The organism is Cupriavidus sp. FW305-46 (genome assembly GCF_058787075.1).
On record NZ_JBYSZI010000081.1, the window covers coordinates 3,400 to 23,465 of the forward strand.

Annotated in this window: 16 protein-coding genes and 1 pseudogene; 10 read left to right on the plus strand and 7 right to left on the minus strand. The window is 68.1% G+C overall.

Going from position 1 to position 20,066, the window contains the following annotated elements; all coding sequences use genetic code 11:
- The first annotated feature begins 68 nt into the window (after nt 1-68).
- Complete coding sequence (locus AC3WON_RS27995; protein ID WP_492319380.1) at nt 69-1,436, plus strand: sigma-54 dependent transcriptional regulator; 1,368 nt, start codon at nt 69-71, stop codon at nt 1,434-1,436.
- A gap of 113 nt (nt 1,437-1,549) precedes the next feature.
- Here AC3WON_RS27995 and AC3WON_RS28000 read toward each other — a convergent pair whose 3' ends face one another.
- From AC3WON_RS28000 to AC3WON_RS28010, 3 genes are all read right to left on the minus strand, one after another.
- A complete protein-coding gene (locus AC3WON_RS28000; RefSeq protein ID WP_492319381.1) occupies nt 1,550-1,939 on the minus strand; it encodes a hypothetical protein in 390 nt (129 codons plus the stop codon).
- A 146-nt stretch (nt 1,940-2,085) separates the two neighbouring features.
- The gene (locus AC3WON_RS28005) at nt 2,086-2,310 is read right to left on the minus strand and encodes a hypothetical protein (protein ID WP_231881471.1); all 225 of its coding nucleotides are present in this window, start codon (nt 2,308-2,310) and stop codon (nt 2,086-2,088) included.
- A 419-nt stretch (nt 2,311-2,729) separates the two neighbouring features.
- Nucleotides 2,730-2,924, minus strand: a complete 195-nt coding sequence (locus AC3WON_RS28010) for a hypothetical protein (RefSeq protein WP_492319382.1) — start codon at nt 2,922-2,924, stop codon at nt 2,730-2,732.
- Nucleotides 2,925-3,026: 102 nt separating this feature from the next.
- On the opposite strand from AC3WON_RS28010, the gene AC3WON_RS28015 reads away from it, so the two are divergent.
- Both AC3WON_RS28015 and AC3WON_RS28020 read left to right on the plus strand, forming a co-directional pair.
- Nucleotides 3,027-4,100, plus strand: a complete 1,074-nt coding sequence (locus AC3WON_RS28015; protein ID WP_492319383.1) for a YihY/virulence factor BrkB family protein — start codon at nt 3,027-3,029, stop codon at nt 4,098-4,100.
- A 173-nt stretch (nt 4,101-4,273) separates the two neighbouring features.
- A complete protein-coding gene (locus tag AC3WON_RS28020) occupies nt 4,274-5,875 on the plus strand; it encodes a peptide chain release factor 3 (protein WP_492319384.1) in 1,602 nt (533 codons plus the stop codon).
- Nucleotides 5,876-5,945: 70 nt separating this feature from the next.
- Here AC3WON_RS28020 and AC3WON_RS28025 read toward each other — a convergent pair.
- Nucleotides 5,946-6,350 (minus strand): annotated as a pseudogene (locus tag AC3WON_RS28025) (IS3 family transposase); the annotation flags it as partial.
- Between the two features lie 177 nt (nt 6,351-6,527).
- The gene (locus AC3WON_RS28030) at nt 6,528-8,696 is read right to left on the minus strand and encodes a TonB-dependent receptor family protein (protein WP_492319385.1); all 2,169 of its coding nucleotides are present in this window, start codon (nt 8,694-8,696) and stop codon (nt 6,528-6,530) included.
- A 351-nt stretch (nt 8,697-9,047) separates the two neighbouring features.
- Between AC3WON_RS28030 and AC3WON_RS28035 the strand changes: the two genes are divergently transcribed.
- Both AC3WON_RS28035 and AC3WON_RS28040 read left to right on the plus strand, forming a co-directional pair.
- The gene (locus AC3WON_RS28035) at nt 9,048-10,295 is read left to right on the plus strand and encodes an MFS transporter (RefSeq protein WP_492319386.1); all 1,248 of its coding nucleotides are present in this window, start codon (nt 9,048-9,050) and stop codon (nt 10,293-10,295) included.
- Between the two features lie 464 nt (nt 10,296-10,759).
- Nucleotides 10,760-11,698 (plus strand): mechanosensitive ion channel family protein, encoded by a 939-nt coding sequence (locus AC3WON_RS28040; RefSeq protein WP_058697703.1) that lies wholly within the window; start codon nt 10,760-10,762, stop codon nt 11,696-11,698.
- On the opposite strand, the gene edd is transcribed toward AC3WON_RS28040, so the two are convergent.
- Nucleotides 11,695-13,551 carry a phosphogluconate dehydratase gene (gene edd / locus AC3WON_RS28045; protein WP_492319387.1) on the minus strand — a complete coding sequence of 619 codons (1,857 nt, stop codon included), beginning with the start codon at nt 13,549-13,551 and terminating at the stop codon, nt 11,695-11,697. The genes AC3WON_RS28040 and edd overlap by 4 nt on opposite strands.
- Before the next feature lie 226 nt (nt 13,552-13,777).
- Between edd and zwf the strand changes: the two genes are divergently transcribed.
- The 5 genes from zwf to AC3WON_RS28070 are packed head-to-tail and all read left to right on the plus strand — an operon-like array spanning nt 13,778 to nt 19,043.
- Nucleotides 13,778-15,235: a glucose-6-phosphate dehydrogenase gene (gene zwf / locus AC3WON_RS28050; RefSeq protein ID WP_492353217.1), complete on the plus strand. Its 1,458-nt coding sequence runs from the start codon at nt 13,778-13,780 to the stop codon at nt 15,233-15,235.
- Between the two features lie 34 nt (nt 15,236-15,269).
- Nucleotides 15,270-15,950 (plus strand): 6-phosphogluconolactonase, encoded by a 681-nt coding sequence (gene pgl / locus AC3WON_RS28055; protein ID WP_492353218.1) that lies wholly within the window; start codon nt 15,270-15,272, stop codon nt 15,948-15,950.
- A gap of 35 nt (nt 15,951-15,985) precedes the next feature.
- Nucleotides 15,986-16,999 (plus strand): glucokinase, encoded by a 1,014-nt coding sequence (gene glk / locus AC3WON_RS28060; RefSeq protein WP_492353219.1) that lies wholly within the window; start codon nt 15,986-15,988, stop codon nt 16,997-16,999.
- Between the two features lie 2 nt (nt 17,000-17,001).
- Nucleotides 17,002-17,715 carry a response regulator gene (locus tag AC3WON_RS28065; protein WP_492319391.1) on the plus strand — a complete coding sequence of 238 codons (714 nt, stop codon included), beginning with the start codon at nt 17,002-17,004 and terminating at the stop codon, nt 17,713-17,715.
- The gene (locus tag AC3WON_RS28070) at nt 17,715-19,043 is read left to right on the plus strand and encodes a sensor histidine kinase (protein WP_492353220.1); all 1,329 of its coding nucleotides are present in this window, start codon (nt 17,715-17,717) and stop codon (nt 19,041-19,043) included. Before AC3WON_RS28065 ends, AC3WON_RS28070 begins: the two co-directional genes overlap by 1 nt.
- A 67-nt stretch (nt 19,044-19,110) precedes the next feature.
- On the opposite strand, the gene AC3WON_RS28075 is transcribed toward AC3WON_RS28070, so the two are convergent.
- The gene (locus AC3WON_RS28075) at nt 19,111-20,046 is read right to left on the minus strand and encodes a 2-hydroxyacid dehydrogenase (protein ID WP_456805867.1); all 936 of its coding nucleotides are present in this window, start codon (nt 20,044-20,046) and stop codon (nt 19,111-19,113) included.
- Nucleotides 20,047-20,066: the final 20 nt, after the last annotated feature.

Sequence of the window (20,066 nt, forward strand, 5' to 3'; positions counted from 1 at the left end):
CCCCCCCCCCCCCCACGGCGGACACGGGTGCCCGAACCAAGAACAAGCCTAACGTCCGGGAGATCGTGATGGACCGACTGTGCAAGGCGTCACGCACTGCACAGATCGTGGTCGTGTCGCGTCATGAAGATTTTGGTTTTGACCCGTCTGGCACAGCCGCGGGATGGGAAATCCGCCGGGTCCAGCAGATTCGCGACCTTGAACGCGTGGTGCGGGCCTGCCCACCCATGGCAGGCGTGATCGACCTGCAGTCCGACTACAGCGATGCCGAGTTCGCGCAACTCGAACAGGCACTGCAGTACCTGCACATTACATGGGTGGCCATCACCTCCGATGAAATGCTGGCGCAGGAGCGCGCGCGCCGGCTGATCCGCGACTACTGCGTCGACTACGTGCGCATGCCGTTCTCGATGCCTGAATTGCTCTACACGCTCAAGCATGCGCAGGGCATGGCGTCGCTGCACGGCGCGCGCCCGCAGGAGACCGCCTCGCGCGGCACCATGATCGGCGAGTGCGCGGCGATGCGGGCGATGTTCCGCTCGCTGGCCAAGGTGGCGCACAACGAAGCACCGGTGTTCATTTCCGGAGAGTCCGGCACCGGCAAGGAACTCGCCGCGCAGGCGATCCACGATGCCTCGAGCCGGCGCAAGGGACCGTTTATCGCCATCAACTGCGGTGCGATTCCCTCGCACCTGGTGCAGTCCGAGCTGTTCGGGTATGAGAAGGGCGCGTTCACCGGCGCCAACCAGCGCAAGATCGGCTGGATCGAGCAGGCGCAGGGCGGCACGCTGTTCCTGGACGAGATCGGCGATCTGCCGCTGGAAAGCCAGGTGGCGCTGCTGCGTTTCCTGCAGCAGGGCATGATCACCCGCCTGGGCGGGCACCAGTCGATCCCGCTGAACCTGCGCATCATCTCGGCCACGCACGTGGACCTGGTGGCGGCACAGGCCGACGGGCGCTTCCGTTCCGACCTGTTCCACCGGCTGTGCGTGCTGACGCTGACCATCCCGGCGCTGCGCGAGCGCGGCGAGGACATCCTGCAGCTGGCCAACGCGGTGCTGGCCGAGCACGGGCACGAGGCGCACCGGCGCATTCGCGGGTTCTCGGCCTGCGCAACGCAGGCAATGATGCAGTACGCATGGCCGGGCAACGTGCGCGAACTGATCAACCGCGTGCGCCGCGCCATCGTGATGACCGACAACCGCAAGATCACCGCCGAAGACCTGCAGCTGCACGGCGGGGCGGAGCTGCCGCGCAAGACCCTCGACGCGATCCGCGAAGAAGCCGAGCGCGAGGCCATCCGCACCGTGATGGCCAGCCACGGCTTTCACGTGGTGCCGGCCGCGCGCGAACTCAATGTCTCGCGCGTGACGCTGTACCGGCTCATGCACAAGCACAACATCCGCGTGGAGAGCCAGGCGACGGCGGGCGAGTAAGCGGCAAGCCGGCGCAGGTTGCCGGAGGCCGGACGCAATCCCAGGCGCCGCAGGAAAGGGGAACAGGCGACGTCCGCTCGCCGGCTCCGCCTTTCCTCGTGCCCGTCGGCACGTCAGCGCACCACCGCAAGGGGCTGCCTGGCCCCGGACTCGCCGCTGGCCGCATCCAGCGGCTCGGCGGCAAGGTTCATGCTGAGCTTGCCGCGCGGCTGGCGCGGCGGCCCGTTCTCGTCATGCTGGCGCCACGGCACGATCGCGCCGCGCTCCGGCTTGTCGCGCGCTTGCCGCCCTGGCGTTGGCGCGGCGGCACCGGACGGCGTGTCCGGCGATAGCTGCAGTTCCCCCCAGGCCCAGCCAAAGCCGCGCACATAAACATCATTGCTGACCGCCGCGTGGCTGTCGGCGCTGGCCGCTTCGGGGCGGTCGAACCAGGCGTAGCTTGCCGCCGCGGCGCTGGTTGAGAACACCGCCAGCACCGTGGCGGCAAGCATTCCGGCTGTCATGGCGGGTGCCTCCCTGTGGAAAAAACGGTGCCCGCCGGGGGACGGAGCACCAAATCCGCGCGGGCACGCTGGCTCGCGTACCCGCCATCATTCCGTTCGCGGCGCCAGCCTGCCGCGACATCCTGCGTTGCCGATGCTGCCTGCGGTCACGCGCGCCGCTTGCCCGCGTGGCGCCGGAAGGCAGCCCTGGCAACTCCGTGCCTGGCCGTCGCTGCGCAGCCAGCGCCTTGCGCGGCCGGCGTGGCGGGCGGCGTGCGCGCCCGCGGATGGGGCAGCAGTGGCGACGACAGCAGGTCCACCACCGACGGCGGCGGACCCGCGAGCCGGTAGGAGCGCCGGCGCGCCGTCATGCGTGATGGCGGATGACGCATGTCTGGGTTTTCTCCTGCATGCAATGGCTGATTCCATGGGCACGGGCCCATGTGCCCCTGCCCAGCCTGAGCGACAAGTGTGCCAAGGGCCGCAAAGGCTTATGCCACGCGGGTTTGCGGTATGCGGGGCGAGTGCGGGCAGGCCCCGGAGCGCGGTGGCAGACCAATCGGTTTCGCCGCTGCAACGCGCCATGCGCGCGGCGGCGCGCGTGGTGGCCGCGCTGGTGCGGTGCCGGGTGCACGTTGCGTACGCGGGGTGCGGGATAACGCGCTGCGCTACGCTCGCAGGCGCGCACTTGCAACGCGTTGCACGCCTGAAACCGGCGTTGCAGCGGAAGCGGCCCGGCAACATCTGCACCGGCCGCCGATACGTCACGCAGAAACGGGTACGCCCCGGTCAGTGCCTGCCTGCAGTGCCGTCAGCGTGGTTGCCCCGATGCCGGCTTGGCTGGTGTGTCGGCGGGATTGAGCGTGGCGGGTGCGCCCGGGGTGGCGCTGGCCGCCGTGCCGGAAATGGGCTTGGGGCCCGGCTGGCTGCGTTCGCAGCCGACGCAGCCCAGCATGCCGATGATCAGTAGCACGGCCGCAGGGCGCGTGCGGAGGTTGCAGGTCACGGTGCCTCCTTGCGCCGGCGCGCAGGCACGGGTTGCGCCGGCAGGTGTGCCTGGTCCTACTGTAGCAGGTTGCCTCCGTGCGCCGGCTTGGGGCAGCGCGCAATGCGCAGTATGATGAACGCACGGGCCTTCGCCGCACAGACCGCGCCGCGAAGGCATGCGCAACGCACACGCGATCCGCCTGGCGCATCGCGCCAGCACCTGGCCGTGACCGACAATACCGAACACCAGTCCTCTTCCGCCGGCAGCGCGGCGTCACAGCACCGCAGGCATCGCCCGCACTGGCTGCCGGACCGCCATACCGGCGCACGCACCCTGCGCGTGGTCGCCGCCGCCATCAACTCCTGGTTCGCGCATCGGGCGGCCAGCAAAGGGGCGGCGCTCTCCTTCTACATGCTGTTCTCGCTGGCGCCCATCCTGGTGCTGGTGATTTCGATCGCCGGCCTGTTCTTCGGCGCCGAGGCCGCACGCGGCGAGATTTTCTCGCAGCTTGAAGGCCTGGTGGGCGAGCAGGGCGCCACGGCCATCCAGGAAATCCTGGCGGCCACGCACCGCGCCGGCGGCAGCGGCATGGCGGCGCTGGTGGCGACGGGCATCCTGTTCGTGGGCGCCACGAGTGCCTTTGCCGAGCTCAAGAGCAGCCTGGACGATATCTGGCATGTGCCGGTGCCCGAGACCGCGGGCTGGCAGCAATTGCTGCGCACGCGCCTGCTGTCGTTCAGCCTGGTGCTGGTGCTGGCCTTCATGCTGCTGGTGTCTCTGATCGTCAATGCGGCGCTGGCCGTGGTTGAGCGCCTGTGGGGCCAGTTGTGGACGCAATCGTGGTTCGCGCCGGTGGCCGATGTGATTTCCACAGCCTTTTCCTTTGCCGTAGTGACGGCGCTGTTCGCGGTGATCTTCAAGATGCTGCCCAACGCGCGCATTGCCTGGCGCGACGTCACCATGGGCGCGGTCATCACCGCCTTGCTGTTCTCGATTGGCAAGCGGCTGATCGGCCTGTACCTGGGCAACAGCGCCGTGGCCTCGTCTTACGGTGCCGCGGGCTCGGTGGTGGCGTTGATGCTATGGGTGTATTACTCGGCACAGATCTTCTTTTTCGGCGCGGAACTGACGCGCCAGTACGCGCTGCAGTTCGGCAGCCTGCGTGGCAAGCCGGCAGAGAAGCTGGCGGAATAACTTGCCGAACCTGGGCGCCACAAACCCGGAGCGGTGCCCAAAACCGGTAAAATAGCGCCCCATTCCCTTCGCGTGCCCGCAGAGCCCGGCCCCGCCATCGCCCGCGGGCGCTGCTGGCCCTGGCCCGGCCGCCCGCCGGGCCATCCAATATTTCCCAGTCAAACTCCGCTGCCGTGAGCTCGCTCGTTTCTGAAATTGCGCGTCGACGCACCTTTGCCATCATCTCCCACCCCGATGCGGGCAAGACCACCCTGACCGAAAAGCTGCTGTGGTTCGGCGGCGCCATCCAGGTCGCGGGCGAAGTGCGCGCGCGCAAGGCCGACCGCCACGCCACCTCGGACTGGATGGAGCTGGAAAAGCAGCGCGGCATCTCGGTGACCTCGTCGGTGATGCAGTTCCCCTACCGCCGGGAGACCGCCGATGGCAAGGCGCAGGAGAACATCGTCAACCTGCTCGACACCCCGGGCCACGAGGACTTCTCTGAAGACACCTACCGCACGCTGACCGCGGTGGACTCCGCGGTGATGGTGATCGACTCGGTCAACGGCGTGGAAGCGCAGACCATCAAGCTGCTCAACGTCTGCCGCCTGCGCGACACGCCCATCCTCACCTTCATCAACAAGCTCGACCGGGAAGGCCGTTCGCCGATCGAGCTGCTCGACGAGATCGAGGAGGTGCTGCAGATCCAGTGCGCGCCGATGACCTGGCCGATCGGCATGGGCAAGGCCTTCCGCGGCGTGTACCACCTGATCGACGACAAGGTGCAGCTGTTCGATCCGCACGGCGAGAAGGGCACGGCCGCGATCCTCGACGGGCTGGATAACCCGGAGCTGGACCGCATCCTGGGCAGCCAGGCTGAAGAGCTGCGCATCGAGATCGAGCTGGTGCGCGGTGCCTCGCACACCTTCGACAAGGATGCGTTCCTCAACGGCAAGCAGACCCCGGTCTACTTTGGTTCGGCCATCAACAACTTCGGCGTGCAGTCGCTGCTGGATGCGCTGTGCGAGCTGTCGCCGCCGCCGCTGGCGCGCAACACGGATTCGCGCCTGGTTGAGCCGCAGGAGCCCAAGTTCACCGGCTTCGTCTTCAAGATCCAGGCCAATATGGACCCGCGCCACCGCGACCGCATCGCCTTCGTGCGCGTGTGCTCGGGCCGCTTCGAGCGCGGCATGAAGCTGCTGCACGTGTCCGCCGGCAAGACCGTGGCGATCAACAACGCCATCACCTTCATGGCGCAGGACCGCAACACCACCGAAGAAGCCTATGCCGGCGACATCATCGGTGTGCCCAACCACGGCACCATCCGCCTGGGCGATGTCTTCACCGAGGGCGAGCCGCTCAAGTTCACCGGCATCCCGTCGTTCGCGCCGGAATTTTTCCGCCGCGCGCGCCTGAACAACCCGCTCAAGGTCAAGCAGCTGCAGAAGGGGTTGCAGCAGCTGGCCGAGGAGGGCGCCACGCAGATGTTCCGCCCGCTCGCCTCCAACGACCTGGTGTTGGGCGCGGTCGGTATCCTGCAGTTCGACGTGGTCGCGCACCGGCTCGAGCATGAGTACGGCGTCGATGCCATTTTCGAATCGCATGAATGCGCGACCGCGCGCTGGCTCAAGGGCGCGCCCGCGGAGATCGAGAAGCTGATCGCCAAGGCAGGGCATAACGTGGCGCTCGATGGCGCGGGCGACCATGTCTATCTGGCGCCGAGCATGGTGAACCTGCGGCTGACCCAGGAGCGGTTCCCGGAGCTGCAGTTCATGGAGACGCGCGAGATCGTTTGATCGCGTACTAAAGCTGCAAAAACAAAACGGCTCGCAGTTTGAACTGACCCCGTAAAGTTGGACGGGTAAGTTAGGCCGCCAAGGGCTGAGTCCTGTATTGCACGGGGCTCAGCCCTTTTAGTTTGAGCTTGATGCGGTCGTGATTGTAGTACCGGATGTATTCGGCTATGCCTTTGCGCAGTTGGTCGAGATCGGCGAAACGCTCAAGCCGGAAGCACTCTGACTTGAGCGTGCCGAAGAAGCTCTCCATGGCCGCGTTGTCCAGGCAATTGCCCTTGCGAGACATGCTCTGATGCAAGCCTCGTGCGGCCAGTTTGTGGCGATACGCCGCCATTTGGTACGCCCAGCCCTGATCCGAGTGCAGCAAAGGGGATTCCCCCGGCCGCAGTCTTTGCAATGCCTTGTCGAGCATCTTCTGGATCAGTGCGAAGTCAGGTCGTTCACTGGTTTGCCAAGCGATGATCTCCCCGTTGTATCCCATGCTTCTGACTCAGTGCCCGGATCCCAATCCCCCCAGACAAATACTCCTGAACTACCTTGCGCTTGAATGCCTCGTCGTACTTCGTCATGAAAAACACCCCAAAGATTGGATGGGGTGCAGTTCAGTTGCGACCGTTTTGCTACCTGAGGGGAGCACCCCCCTGATTTCGCCTCAATACGCCAACGACGCCTGGATATAGAACGTCCGCGGCATCCCCACATACTTGCCCGCATTGTTGTCGGTCGAGCGCGTGAAATAGCGCTTATCGAACACGTTCTTCACCCCAACCGCCACCTTCAGATTCTGCGCCGACTTGCCGAAGTCATAGCCCAGCCGCATGTTCAGCAGCGCATAACCCGGGATATCGCCCAGCGCACCGTTTGCGCTTTCCGCCGTCTGGTAGTTGGTCGACGTGCTCGGATCGCCCGGCGAACGCTGCTTTGACTGCGCGAAGCCATCGACATTGAGCGCCCAGCGGTTGCGCGCATAACGCATGCCTACGGTGGCCACGTGGCGCGAATAGAACGGCAGGTCGCGCCCGGCGAAGTTGCCCTGGTTGTAGGTGGCTTCGGTGAAGGTGTAGGTCGCGTATGCCGACAGGCCGGCCAGCGACTTGTCGAGCGCGCCGAAGTCATAGCGCAGCGACGATTCCACGCCACGGTGGGTGGTAGCGCCGAGGTTGGTCCACGCATCCGGCGCGCCGCCGGTGCCGCCGCGCAGCTGCAGCTCGTCGTCGAAGTCGATATTGAACAGCGTCAGCTCGCCGCCCCAGCCGTTGGCGTTGAAGTGCGTGCCGACCTCATACGTCTTGGCCTTCTCGGGCGTCAGGCCGTTGGTGGTCTGCGCGATCTGGAAGTACTGCAGCGGGCCGAACGAGACGCCGGCATTGGCGAACAGCTTCCACTGGTCGCTGACGTGGTACATCACCGCCAGCGATGGCAGCGGCTCGTTGGACGAGACGTCGTTGCGAGCGCCGGTGAAGTTGTCGGTCACGTACGATCGGATGAACTCATAGCGCAGGCCCGGCGTGATGGTCCAGCTGCCGACGTTGATGGTGTCGTCAATGTAGACCGCATTGGCGGTGGTGCCGCCCGTGCGCGACTGGTACACCGGCGAACGCAGCGTGGTCGGGTCGATGGTGCCCGGGGTGTAGAACACCGTGCGCGATGCCTTCTCGTCGCTGGCTTCGCGCAGGAAGCGGTAGCCGACGCTGACCTCGTGGCTCATGCTCTCGCCGCGGAACAGCTGCGAGTAGCGCGGCTCGATCGCGAACGTGTGGTAGTTGCGCGGGGCCGCGGTCAGGCGGCGCAGGTTGGCCTGCGTGCCGGTGCCTTGCTGCTCGATGTTGCTGCCGCGGAAGCTGTCGGTGTAGTACGTCAGCACCTCGAACTTGCGGTTATTGTCGTTGTGGCTGTACTTCAGGCTGAAGTCGCTGCGGCGGCCGTCGAAATTGTCGTAGGGTCGCACCGACTGGAACGGGTCGGCCGCATACTGGGCCGAAGTCAGGCCGCCGGGCATGCCGGCCCTGCCCTCGTAGTAGTGGAAGGCCGCGCTCAGTTCATCGGTCTTCGAGATCCGGTACGCGCCCTTGAGCATCAGGTCGTCGATATTGACGTGGTCGTTGCTCTCGCGATAGCCGTTGCCATGGATGCCCGAGTACAGCAGCGCGCCGCCCAGGCCGTTGTCGTTGGTGCCGCCGATGAATGCGGTCGGGTTGGTCTTGACGCTGCCGCCGTGGCTGTAGATGTCGGTCGACACCGACGCATCCGCCGCGAAGGTCTTCGGTATCGGGCGCGTCACGAAGTTGATGATGCCGCCCACGTTCTGCGGGCCGTAGCGCACCGAGCCGGCGCCGCGCACCACATCGATGGTTTCCAGGTTGCCCAGCGACAGCGGCGCCATCGACAGCTGCGGCTGGCCGTAGGGCGCCACTGCCAGCGGCACGCCGTCCATCAGGATGGTCGAGCGCGGCGACAGGCGCGAGGTCAGCCCGCGCACGCCCACGTTGAGCGAGACATCGCTGCCGCCGGTGCCGTTGTTCTCCTGCACCTGCACGCCGGGGATGCGGCGCAGCACCTCGCGCACATTGTTGGCGCCGGCTTCCTGGAAGGTCTCGCGGTCGACGATGGTACGCGCGCCGGGATGCTCCAGCACCTTGGCCTCGTTGGCGTTTTCCAGCCAGTTGCCGACCACGGTGACGGTGTTCAGCGTGGCTTCGGGGTTGGCGGCGGGTGTTGCAGCTGGGGCAGGATCAGCGGCGTGGGCGGGCAGGGCGGCAAGCTGGGCGAACAGCAGGGCGGCGCCGATGGCACCCCCGGAAAGGCGGAAAGCGGGCTGCAAGATGAGATTCCTGAAAAGCAGCGCGTTCCGCAAGCCAGAGAGGGACGTCGTGGGCGGCCGCGCCAATGGGCCGCGATTATAAATGCGAGTGATTCTCAGAAGCGAGACGGCCAGCACCCGGCGCCGGTGCATTGTGGTTTCTGTGCATCAATGTGCAGACATTCGGACACCATAAAGAGGTGAATTGCCGACATTTCCCTGAACCCGTGTGCGCGTGTGGGCATCTGTATGCAGGTATTCAGCAGGCGCTTTAGAATCTTGCCTTTGTGCACTGCAAAGCCTGGCGTGGCGTCCTCAACGGCACGGCGGCGCTGGGCGGTGCACAGCAATCTTCGCCTCCCTCCTGCATTCATGTCCTCCCCTGCCACCGTCCCGGCCGCCGCGCCGGACAGCGTCTTCGGCGACGCCGTTTTCCGCCGTTACTGGTTCGCACGCCTGTACACCACGATTGGCTACCAGATCTTTACGGTGGCGGTAGGCTGGCAGATGTATGACCTGACCCGCGACCCGCTGATGCTCGGCATGGTCGGGCTGGTGCAGTTCCTGCCGTCGGTGGTGCTGATCCTGATGTCAGGGCACGTGGCCGACCGCTTCGACCGGCGCCGCATCGTGCGCACCTGCCAGGCGATCGAGGCGCTGCTGGCCGCCGGCATGGCTGTGGCCAGCCTGAGCGGCTGGATCGACAGCCATCACATCTTTGTCTTTGTCGCGCTGATCGGCGCCACGCGCGCGTTCGAGACCCCCACGCTGCAGGCGCTGCTGCCCAGCGTGGTGACACCGCGCCAGTTGCCGCGCGCGGTGGCGCTGGCCAGTTCCGCCGGGCAGGCCGCCATCATCATCGGCCCGGCCATTGGTGGCTTTGCCTACGTGGCCGGGCCGGGCGTGGTCTATGGGCTGAGTGCCACGCTCTTTGCCATTGCCGCCGTGCTGGTCAGCGGCATCACGCTGCGCCAGGCCGCGCAGCGCCTGACCGCGCCGGTCAGCGTGCGCACGGTGTTTGCGGGGTTTGCCTATATCCGCAGCCGCCCGGTGCTGCTGGGCGCGATTTCGCTGGACCTGTTCGCGGTGCTGCTGGGCGGCGCCGTGGCGCTGCTTCCGATCTACGCGCGCGACATCCTGCACACCGGGCCGTGGGGCCTGGGGCTGCTGCGTTCGTCGCCTGCAGTCGGCGCACTGGTGATGGCGCTGTGGCTGGCGCGCCATCCGCTGAACCGGCGCGCCGGGCGCATCATGTTCGGCGCGGTGGCGCTGTTCGGGGTGGCTACCGTGGTGTTCGGCGTGTCGACCTGGCTGCCGTTGTCGATGGTGGCGCTGGTGGTGCTGGGCGCCTCGGACATGATCAGCGTGGTGGTGCGCTCCACGCTGGTCCAGCTCGACACCCCGGACGACATGCGCGGGCGCGTGGGCGCCGTCAATTCGGTGTTTATCGGCGCCTCGAACCAGCTGGGCGAGTTCGAGTCCGGCGTCACCGCGGCATTGCTGGGCCCGGTGGGCGCGGTGATCCTGGGCGGCGTCGGCACGCTGCTGGTGGTGGCGCTGTGGATGCGGTTCTTCCCTGCGCTGGCCGCGCGCGACCGGCTGCACGATCATCCGGCCTGACCCATTGCCGGGGCAGGGCAGGGAGCGTACCCGTTTCTGCGTCCCTGTCGATGCCCGGATGGCGCTATCGCCGACCCCTATTCGCCAACTTTCGTCGCTGAAAGTTGTGCCGCACAGCTGGCCCGCCGCGCCGTGCCTGGCCTGGCTGCCCCTGGTTCCTCCCTCGCTCGGATTTTTCTGATCCGCCGCCAGCCCTGATTGCACAAGGGCTGGCGCGCCTGCACGCAACCGCGTGACGCAATCGCCGGAAACCAAATCCCGCCTTGCTTGTCCCCTTCACTGTATTGCCGTGCCGGCATTGTCGGTGATCCTCTGACATCGCGCTGGCAACGTACGGAAATCTGTCAAGCGGGAAGTTTCCCGCCAGGCGCCTGGGGGCGATCTGGCAGCCCGCTGCCGCACGCAGAAACGGGTACGCAGCACCGCCTGTCTCCTCCATAACAAGCGCAAACGGAGCCGCTCCCATGGACCTGAACTTCATCGATGCCAACAAGCTGGAGGCGGGCTGGACCTACCTGGTCCAGTTCGCCATCAACCAGGGAATGAACTGCCTGGCAGCCATCCTGATCCTGATGGCCGGCTGGTGGCTGTCGGCCCGCGTGGCCCGGGGCGCCCGGCGCGCGCTCAGCGGCACGCACGTGGACGAGACCATGCGCCCGCTGCTGGCCAACGCTCTGCAATGGATGGTGCGCGTGCTGACCATCGTGCTGGTGCTGTCGCAGTTCGGGGTGCAGACCGCCAGCATCATCGCCATGCTGGGCGCCGCGGGCCTGGCCATCGGGCTGGCGCTGCAGGGCACGCTGCAGAACATTGCCGCCGGCATCATGCTGGTGCTGCTGCGGCCGTTCCGCGTCGGCCAGTACATCGATGCGCAGGGGGTGGCCGGCACCGTGCGCGAGACCGGCCTCTTCATGACCGAGCTGACCACCTTCGATGGCGTCTGCCTGCGCGTGCCTAACGGCAAGCTGTGGGGCAGCGCCATCACCAACTACAGCGAGAACGCCACGCGGCGCGCTGACATCGAGGCCACGGTGACCTTCGACAGCGATGTGCAGCGCAGCCTGGAAGCGCTGCGCGCGATGCTCGCGCGCGAGCCGCGCCTGCTGGCCGAACCCAGGCCCGAGACCATGGTGGTCAACTACACGCAGCAGGGCATCACGCTGAACGTGCGCTACTGGACCTCGAACGACGACTACTGGAACGTGCGTTTCGCGTTCTACGAGCGCATCAAGCATGTGCTGGAACAAGCCGGCAGCAAGCTAGCGGTGCCGATCCAGGAATTGCACGTGCCGGGCGCCGCCTCGGTGCCGGGTGCGGTGAAGGTGGCCGACAGCGCGCCATCGGCGAGCGCGCCGCACCCGGCCGGCGCGGCTCCGCGCCAGCCGGTGCAGCACCTGGGCTAGCCGAGCACAGGTGCGTTATTGTTGTCGTCGCCCTCGTCGGAAAACAGCGTGCAGGCGCCGCTTTCCGCGGTGCTGACATGGCGGCGGAAGGTGGCGAACAGGTCGCGGCCCACGCCGTGGCGATTGGCGCTGAGGTCCGGACGGGCAGGCGCGCGCGCCTGCCATTCGTCGTCCGGCACCAGCACCTCGAGCACGCCCGCGGGCGCATCCACGCGCATCATGTCGCCGCTGCGCACGCGCCCGATCGCGCCCCCGTGCAGCGCCTCGGGGCAGACGTGAATAGCTGCCGGCACCTTGCCCGAAGCGCCCGACATGCGCCCGTCGGTCACCAGCGCCACATGGAAGCCGCGGTCCTGCAGCACCGTCAGCGTGGGCGTGAGCTTGTGCAGCTCGGGCATGCCGCACGAGGCCGGGCCCTGCCACGGCAGCACCGCAACGAAGTCGCGCTCCAGCTCGCCGCGCTTGAATGCGTGCAGCACATCGTCCTGATGCTCGAACACGATCGCCGGTGCCTCCACCACCTGGTGCTCGGCCTTGACCGCCGAGGTCTTGATCACCGCGCGGCCCAGCCTGCCGTCCAGCACCTTGATGCCGCCGTCCGGCGCAAAGGGCGCGTCGGCGGCGCGCACGATGCTGTCGTCGAGCGGCGCGGCCGGGCCGTCGATCCAGGTCAGCTTGCCGTCGCGCAGCACGGGTTCGCGCGTGTAGTCCTGCAGCCCGCGGCCGACGATGGTGGTCACGTCGTCATGCACCAGGCCCAGCGACAGCAGCCCGCGGATCACCACGGGCAGCCCGCCTGCGGCCTGGAACTGGTTCACGTCGGCCTTACCGTTCGGGTACACGCGCGCCAGCAGTGGCACCACGGCCGAGAGCTCGTCAAAGTCGTCCCAGCCCAGCACGATGCCGGCCACGCGCGCCATCGCGATCAGGTGCAGCGTGTGGTTGGTAGAGCCGCCGGTGGCCAGCAGCCCGACGATGCCGTTGACGAAGGCGCGCTCGTCCAGCACCTCGGCCACCGGCGTATAGCGCTCGCCGCCGTGCACCAGCTTCAGCGCCTGGCGCGCGGCCTCGCGCGTGAGCGCCTCGCGCAGCGGTGTGTTGGGGTTGACGAAGGCCGTGCCCGGCAGGTGCAGGCCCATCATTTCCATCAGCATCTGGTTGGAATTGGCGGTGCCGTAGAAGGTGCAGGTGCCGGGGCCGTGGTAGGAGCGGGTCTCGGCCTCGAGCAGCTCCTTGCGGCCGATCTTGCCTTCGGCGTAGAGCTGGCGCGTGTGCGCCTTTTCGTCGTTGCTGATGCCGGTGGTCATCGGACCGCCCGGCACGAACACGGCCGGCAGGTGGCCGAACGACAGCGCGCCCATCACCAGCCCGGGCACGATCTTGTCGCACACGCCCAGGTACAGCGCGGCATCGAACATCTGGTGCGACAGCGCCACCGCCGTGGCCAGCGCAATCACATCGCGCGAGAACAGCGACAGGTCCATGCCGTCCTGGCCCTGCGTGACGCCGTCGCACATCGCGGGCGTGCCGCCGGCAAACTGCGCGGTGCCGCCGGCCTCGAGCGCCGCTTCCTTGAGCCACTGGGGGAAAGCCGCCAGCGGCTGGTGCGCCGACAGCATGTCGTTGTAGGCCGAGACGATCGCCAGGTTTGGCCGCTCGTCGGCCTTCAGCCGGATCTTCGCGGCGTCCGGCATGGCAGCCACCGCATGGGCCAGGTTGGTACAGGAAAGCTGCGCGCGTTCGACCTTCTGCCCGGCCATGGCGCGGGTGCGGTCAAGGTACGCCTGGCGCGAGGCGGCGCTGCGGGAGACGATGCGGGCGGTGACCCGCTCTAGCACTGGATGACGTGGCATGGGGTTCTCCTGCGGGGGAGCTTTCAGCCTAGCGCACTTTGCCGCGTACCGCACGATCCACTGCGCAGCGCACGCAGAAACGGGTACGCTTCGCGCTCCGGTCATGCCTTTGCCACGCAAGTGCCGCGGCCTGCGCCTCGCCAAGCGCTGGCGAGTCACGTAAACTGGCCACAACGCGCGCCTTCCATGGCGGGTCTTCAAATCGCTAAAGGAGTCCAGGGTGAGCATGCCTGATTTCGACATGGTGCTGTTCGGCGGCACCGGCGACCTGGCGCGGCGCAAGCTGCTGCCGTCCCTGTTCGATGCCCACCACGCCGGCCTGTTGCACCCGGCCGCACGCATCCTTGCCACCGGCAGCCAGCCGCTCTCGACCGCGGACTACCTCGCCTCGCTGGAGCAGACCGTGCGCCCCGGGCTGGCCCATGCGCCGCCCGAGTCATGGGACAAGTTCTGTGCGCGCATTGTCTACGTGCAGGCCGACGCACGCGTGCCTGCGCATTTCGATACGCTCGCGGAGCAGGTGCTGGCGCGCAAGCCTGACGTGGTGGTGTGCTATCTCGCCACCGCGCCGCACCTGTTCGTGTCGATCTGCGAGCAGCTGGCACGCACCGGCCTGAACACGCGCCAGGCGCCCAACGTGCGCATCGTGCTGGAAAAACCACTGGGGCATGACCTCGAATCCAACGAGGCGATCAACTCGGCAGTGGCGAAGTTCTTCGCCGAAGAGCAGATCTACCGCATCGACCATTACCTCGGCAAGGAGTCGGTGCAGAACCTGATGGCGATCCGCTTCGGCAACGCGCTGTTCGAGCCGCTGTGGCGGCGCGAGTGGGTGCAGGACGTGCAGATCACCATCGCCGAAGAACTCGGCGTGGAAACGCGCGGCGACTTCTACGACCGCACCGGCGCGCTGCGAGACATGGTGCAGAACCATTTGCTGCAGCTCTTGTGCATGGTGGCGATGGAGCCGCCGGCCAGCCTCAGCGAAGATGCCATCCGCGACGAGAAGATCAAGATCCTGAAGGCGCTCAAGCCGATCACGCCGCAGGACGTGGCCGAGAAGACCGTGCGCGGCCAGTACCGCTCCGGTGCCATCGGCGGCAAGCCGGTGCCGGGCTACCTGGAGGAAGCGGGCATCGCGCCCGACAGCCGCACCGAGACCTTTGTCGCGATCAAGGCCGAGATCGCCAACTGGCGCTGGGAAGGGGTGCCGTTCTACCTGCGCACCGGCAAGCGCATGCAGTCCCGCGTGGCCGAGATCGTGATCCATTTCCGCGACGTGCCGCACGCGATCTTCCCGCGGCCGCTGACGCTGTCGCCGCAGAACCGGCTGGTGATCCAGCTGCAGCCGGAAGAGAGCATCCGCCTGTACTGCCTGGTCAAGCAGCCTGGCGACACGCTGGAGCTGACGCCGACCTCGCTCGACCTGGACTTTGCCAACTCGTTCAAGGTGCGCCGCGCCGGCGCCTACGAACGGCTGCTGCTCGACGTGATCCGCGGCCGGCTGGGCCTGTTCGTGCGCCGCGATGAACAAGTGCAGGCCTGGCGCTGGGTCGAACCCATCATCGACACCTGGGAGGCCAGCACCGTGCCGCCCAAGCCCTATACCGCCGGCACCTGGGGACCGGCCGCGTCGTCGGCGCTGATGTCGCGCGACGGCGGGCTGTGGCACGAGGAAGCCTGAGCCATGCGCCCGCAGAATCGCAAAGGAAACCATCATGCGCGTGTTTGAACATCCCACCCCGATGGACCAGGCCGAGGCGCTGGCCATCTCCATCGGCAATGCGCTGGAGCTGGCCATCCGCGTCAAGGGCTGGGCGGTGCTGGCGGTCTCGGGCGGACGCTCGCCCGTGGCGATGTTCGAGCGGCTGCGCCACCGGCACGTGCGCTGGGAAGCGGTGACCATCACGCTGGTCGACGAGCGCGTGGTGCCGCCCGAGGACGCGGACAGCAACGCCGCCCTGGTGCGCGCGCACCTGCTGCGCGAGGCCGCTGCCAGCGCCGCCTTCGTACCGCTGATTGCCGATGCGCAGGATGTTGCCGCGCCGGCACAGGCGGTGGCGCGGGCCAACAGCGGATTCCGCCAGCCCGACGTGGTGGTGCTGGGCATGGGCGAGGACGGCCATACCGCCTCGCTGTTCCCGGATGCGCCCGAACTGCAGGGCGCGCTGAGCGAGCCGCAGCCCGGCTACGTGATCACGCACCCGTCAGCCGCGCCGCATGCCCGCATCACGCTCAACCTGGCGGCGCTGCTGGCCGCCGAGCGCGTGTTCCTGTCAGTGTCGGGCGCGGCCAAGGCCGAGGTGCTCGAACGCGCGTTGCAGGGACCTGCGCCGTCGTTGCCGGTCAGCCTGGTGCTGTCACGGCACCGGCACGGGCTTGACGTGTTCAAGACCTGACAGACTGATTCCCAAGCGGAGCGATACCCGACGCCATGGCCACCACTGCATCCTCCTGCGCTGACTTCCCCCGCCTGCTCGGCGATGTGGGCGGCACCAACGTGCGCTTTGCACTGGAAACCGCACCAATGCGGATCGGCCCGGTGACCGCGCTGAAGGTGGCCGATTTCCCGTCGCTCGAGGCGGCCCTGCGCCAATACCTCGACGGACTTGCCGCGTCGGGCAAGCCGGTGCCGCGCCACGCGGCGATCGGCCTGGCCAACCCGGTGACCGGCGACCAGGTCCGGCTCACCAACCACAACTGGTCGTTCTCGATCGACGGCATGCGGCGCGCGCTCGGCCTGCAGACGCTGGTGGCCATCAACGACTTCACCGCGCTGGCGCTGGCCCTGCCGCACCTGCCTGCCGACGGGCTGGTGCCCGTGCGTGCCGGCACCGCGGTGCGCACCGCGCCGCTCGCGCTGGTCGGGCCGGGCACCGGGCTGGGCGTTTCCGGCCTGGTGCCGGCGCCGGGCGGAGCAGCCGTGGCGCTGGCCGGCGAAGGCGGCCATATCGAGCTGATGCCCGACACTGACGACGAATGGATCGCCTGGCGCGCCGCCCATCGCAACGTCGGCCGGGTGTCGGCGGAGCGGCTCCTGTGCGGCAGCGGCCTGTCGCATATCCATGCCGCGCTGGCCGCAGAAACGGGTACGCTTTTGCTCGCGCCGCTGCTGCCGGAGCAGGTCACCATCGGCGCCTTCGAGCGCCACGACCCGCTGTGCCAGCGCGCCATGGCGGTGTTCTTCGGCCTGCTCGGCTCGGTTGCGGCCGACATCGCCCTGGTGCTGGGCGCGCGTGGCGGGGTCTACCTGGGCGGCGGCATCCTGCCGCGCTTCGTGCCGGCGCTGCAGGCCTCGGCCTTTGCCGAGCGCTTTGTCGCCAAGGGCCGCATGCGCGGCTGGCTGGAGGCCGTGCCGGTCCACGTCATCACCGCCAGCCACCCCGCGCTGCCGGGACTGGCGCGCGCACTGGCCGAGCAGCTCGACGGCCGCGGCCGGAACGCATAGCCATGCGCGTGCTGCTGGTGGAAGACGACGCCATGATCGGCGACAGCGTCAAGCTGGCGCTGCGCCAGGATGGCTTTACCGTCGACTGGGTGCGCGACGGCGACGCGGGCCTGGCGGCGGCCAGCACCGCGCAGCACGGCCAGGCATGCTATGACCTGATCCTGCTCGACCTCGGCCTGCCGCGGCGCCCGGGCCTCGACGTGCTGCGCAGCTTGCGCGCGCGCGGCGTGCCGACGCCGGTGCTGATCCTGACCGCGCGCGATGCCGTCGCGGACCGTGTCGCGGGGCTCAATGCCGGCGCCGATGATTACCTGGTCAAGCCCTTTGACCTGCAGGAACTGGCGGCGCGCATGCACGCGCTGGCGCGCCGCGCTGCCGGCCGGGCGGAACCGCTGGTCAGCTACGGTGACATCGTGCTCAACCCCACTACCCGCGAGGCCACCCACCACGGCGAGCCGGTGCGGCTGTCGGCGCGCGAGTTCGCGCTGCTGTCCGCGCTGATGGCGCGGCCCGGCAAGGTCTGGTCGGTGCCGCAGCTGCAGGAGCGGCTGTACGGCTGGGACGACGAAGTCGGCAGCAATACCGTCGAGGTCTATATCCACGCGCTGCGCAAGAAGTTCGGCGCGGCGCTGATCCGCAATATCCGCGGCGTGGGCTATGTGGTGCCGCGCCTCGATGGGGATGCAGCATCCGCGGGCGAAGGAGACACCCCCTGATGCGCTCCATCCAGCGAACCCTGCTGTGGTGGCTGGCCGCGGGCCTGCTTGCCGGCATCGCCGTCGCCACGGCGCTGATCTACGGGCAGGCACGGCAGGAAGCCAATGCGCTGTTCGACTACCAGATGAAGCAGATGGCCGCGGCATTGCCCAGCCAGTTTGCCGACCCGGTGGCGCCGCCTTTTCTGGGCTCGCCCGGCGACCTGACGCACGCCGACGAGGATGTGGTCATCCACATCTGGGACGGCTCCGGCCGCAGCCTGTACCTGTCGCATTCGCACCCGGCGCTGCCCGCGCGCGCGGAGCTGGGCTTTTCCAACGTGACTACGCAGCAGGGCGAATGGCGCCTGTACAGCATGCAGCTCGGGCCCACCGTGGTGCAGATCGCGCAGCCGATGAGCGCACGGCGCACGCTGGCCGCGCGCATGGCGCTGCGCACCGTGGCGCCGCTGTTGCTGTTGTTGCCGCTGCTGGGCTGGCTGGTGTGGATGGCGGTGGGGCGCGGCCTGCGCCCGCTGCGCGAAATCGCCACCGAGGTGCGCGCGCGCGACGCCAACACGCTGGCGCCACTGGCCGTGCGCCAGATGCCGGACGAGATCGCTCCGCTGAGCGCGGCGCTGAACCAGCTGCTGGCGCGGCTCTCGCACGCCATCGACACCCAGCGCGCCTTCGTCGCCGACGCCGCGCACGCCCTGCGCACGCCGCTGGCAGCGCTGCAGCTGCAGGCACAGCTGGTGGAGCGGGCTGAGAACGGCGCAGCGCGTGACGAAGCCATCGGCAAGCTGCGCCAGGGGCTGGAGCGGCTGACCCACCTGGTCACCCAGCTGTTGACGCTGGCACGGCAGGAGCCGGGCGCAGCCATGCCCCGGCACGAACCGGTGGAGCTGCACCAACTGGCCGCAAGCGTGGTCGCGGACATGGCGCAGGCAGCGCTGGATCGCAATATCGACCTTGGGCTGGACGGCAGCAAGGACACCTCGCCGGCGGTGGTGCGTGGTGATGTGGATGCGTTGCGCATCCTGCTGACCAACCTGCTGGATAACGCCCTGGCTTATATCCCTGCCGGAAGCCGTATCGATGTGCTGGTGGGTCGCAGCGCCGATGGGCGCGCCGTTGAACTGGTCGTCAGCGACAACGGGCCGGGGATCCCCGCTGAAGAGCGCGCGCGCGTGTTTGACCGGTTCTATCGGGTGGCCGATGCGCCGACCGGCGGCAGCGGGCTGGGGCTGGCCATCGTGGCGGAGATTGCCCAGTCGCATGGGGCGCGGGTGGTGCTGGAGGATGCGGGGCCGGGGTTGCGGGTTAGGGTGGTGTTTGGGGCCGGGTAGGTCTTAGCTGCAGGTTGGGCTGTTGTCGAGCGACGGCGTACCGTTGGCCAATGCAAAACCTTCCTCCTCACCCCACCGGCGTCAATACCCCCTCCCCCGCAAAATGCCGCCGCGCATTCTCCAGGAACTGCGTCACGGACGCCGTGATGGCCTCCGGCGACCAGCCGGCCACATGCGGGGTCAGCACGACGTTAGGACAGTCGAACAACGCGACCGGCGGCGCCGGCTCGCTCTCATAGACATCCAGCCCGGCCCCGCCAAGCTTGCCAGCGCGCAGTGCGGAAGCCAGCGCCTCGGTATCCACCACGCTGCCGCGCGCGATATTGACGAGGAACCCGGCCGGCCCCAGCGCCGCCAGCACGCTTGCATCGACCAGGTGCCGCGTACCCGCCCCGCCCGGTGTGGCGATCACCAGGTAGTCCGCCCACGCGGCCAGCGCACCGATACTGTCGAAGTACCGGTACCCCGCATCTTCGCGCGGCTTGCGGTTGTGATAGCCGATCTCGAGGTCGAAGCCTTCGCCGCGCCGGGCAATACGCCGGCCGATGGTGCCCAGCCCTACGATCCCCAGCCGCTTGCCCGAGACATTGGGCCGCAGCGGCAGCGCGGTGCGCCAGGTACCGGCGCGCGTGGCCGCGTCCAGCTGCGGCACGGCGCGCACGGTCGCCAGCAGCAGTGCGAAGGCGTGGTCGGCCACGCAGCTGTCGTTGGTGCCGGCGCCGTTGGCCACGGCGATGCCGCGCGCGCGGGCGTGGGCCACGGCGATGTTCTCGAAGCCCGCGCCCAGCGCGCACACCAGTTCCAGTGCCGGCATCGCGTCGATCTCCGCCGCGGTCAGGCCGGTGGAGCCGATGGTCAGTACCGCGCGGATGCGTTCGCCCTGCGTGGCGATCTGCGCTGCGCGGCCTTCGGCGTCGGGCGCGTAGAGGATCTCGAATCGTTCGGCAATGGCGTCGCGGTGGTGGGTGGCGACCTGGGTCAGGATCAGCAGCGTGGGCTTCATGGCGGGGTGGAGTCGGAGAG

What these genes read in the sequence shown, in the direction of transcription:
- AC3WON_RS28015 (WP_492319383.1), top strand. Translation starts at nt 3,027, where the DNA reads ATGCGCAGTATGATGAACGCACGGGCCTTCGCCGCACAGACCGCGCCG.
- edd (WP_492319387.1), bottom strand. Translation starts at nt 13,551, where the DNA reads ATGCCACGTCATCCAGTGCTAGAGCGGGTCACCGCCCGCATCGTCTCC.
- AC3WON_RS27995 (WP_492319380.1), top strand. Translation starts at nt 69, where the DNA reads ATGGACCGACTGTGCAAGGCGTCACGCACTGCACAGATCGTGGTCGTG.
- glk (WP_492353219.1), top strand. Translation starts at nt 15,986, where the DNA reads ATGGCCACCACTGCATCCTCCTGCGCTGACTTCCCCCGCCTGCTCGGC.
- zwf (WP_492353217.1), top strand. Translation starts at nt 13,778, where the DNA reads ATGCCTGATTTCGACATGGTGCTGTTCGGCGGCACCGGCGACCTGGCG.
- AC3WON_RS28000 (WP_492319381.1), bottom strand. Translation starts at nt 1,939, where the DNA reads ATGACAGCCGGAATGCTTGCCGCCACGGTGCTGGCGGTGTTCTCAACC.
- pgl (WP_492353218.1), top strand. Translation starts at nt 15,270, where the DNA reads ATGCGCGTGTTTGAACATCCCACCCCGATGGACCAGGCCGAGGCGCTG.
- AC3WON_RS28070 (WP_492353220.1), top strand. Translation starts at nt 17,715, where the DNA reads ATGCGCTCCATCCAGCGAACCCTGCTGTGGTGGCTGGCCGCGGGCCTG.
- AC3WON_RS28005 (WP_231881471.1), bottom strand. Translation starts at nt 2,310, where the DNA reads ATGCGTCATCCGCCATCACGCATGACGGCGCGCCGGCGCTCCTACCGG.
- AC3WON_RS28075 (WP_456805867.1), bottom strand. Translation starts at nt 20,046, where the DNA reads ATGAAGCCCACGCTGCTGATCCTGACCCAGGTCGCCACCCACCACCGC.
- AC3WON_RS28040 (WP_058697703.1), top strand. Translation starts at nt 10,760, where the DNA reads ATGGACCTGAACTTCATCGATGCCAACAAGCTGGAGGCGGGCTGGACC.
- AC3WON_RS28035 (WP_492319386.1), top strand. Translation starts at nt 9,048, where the DNA reads ATGTCCTCCCCTGCCACCGTCCCGGCCGCCGCGCCGGACAGCGTCTTC.
- AC3WON_RS28065 (WP_492319391.1), top strand. Translation starts at nt 17,002, where the DNA reads ATGCGCGTGCTGCTGGTGGAAGACGACGCCATGATCGGCGACAGCGTC.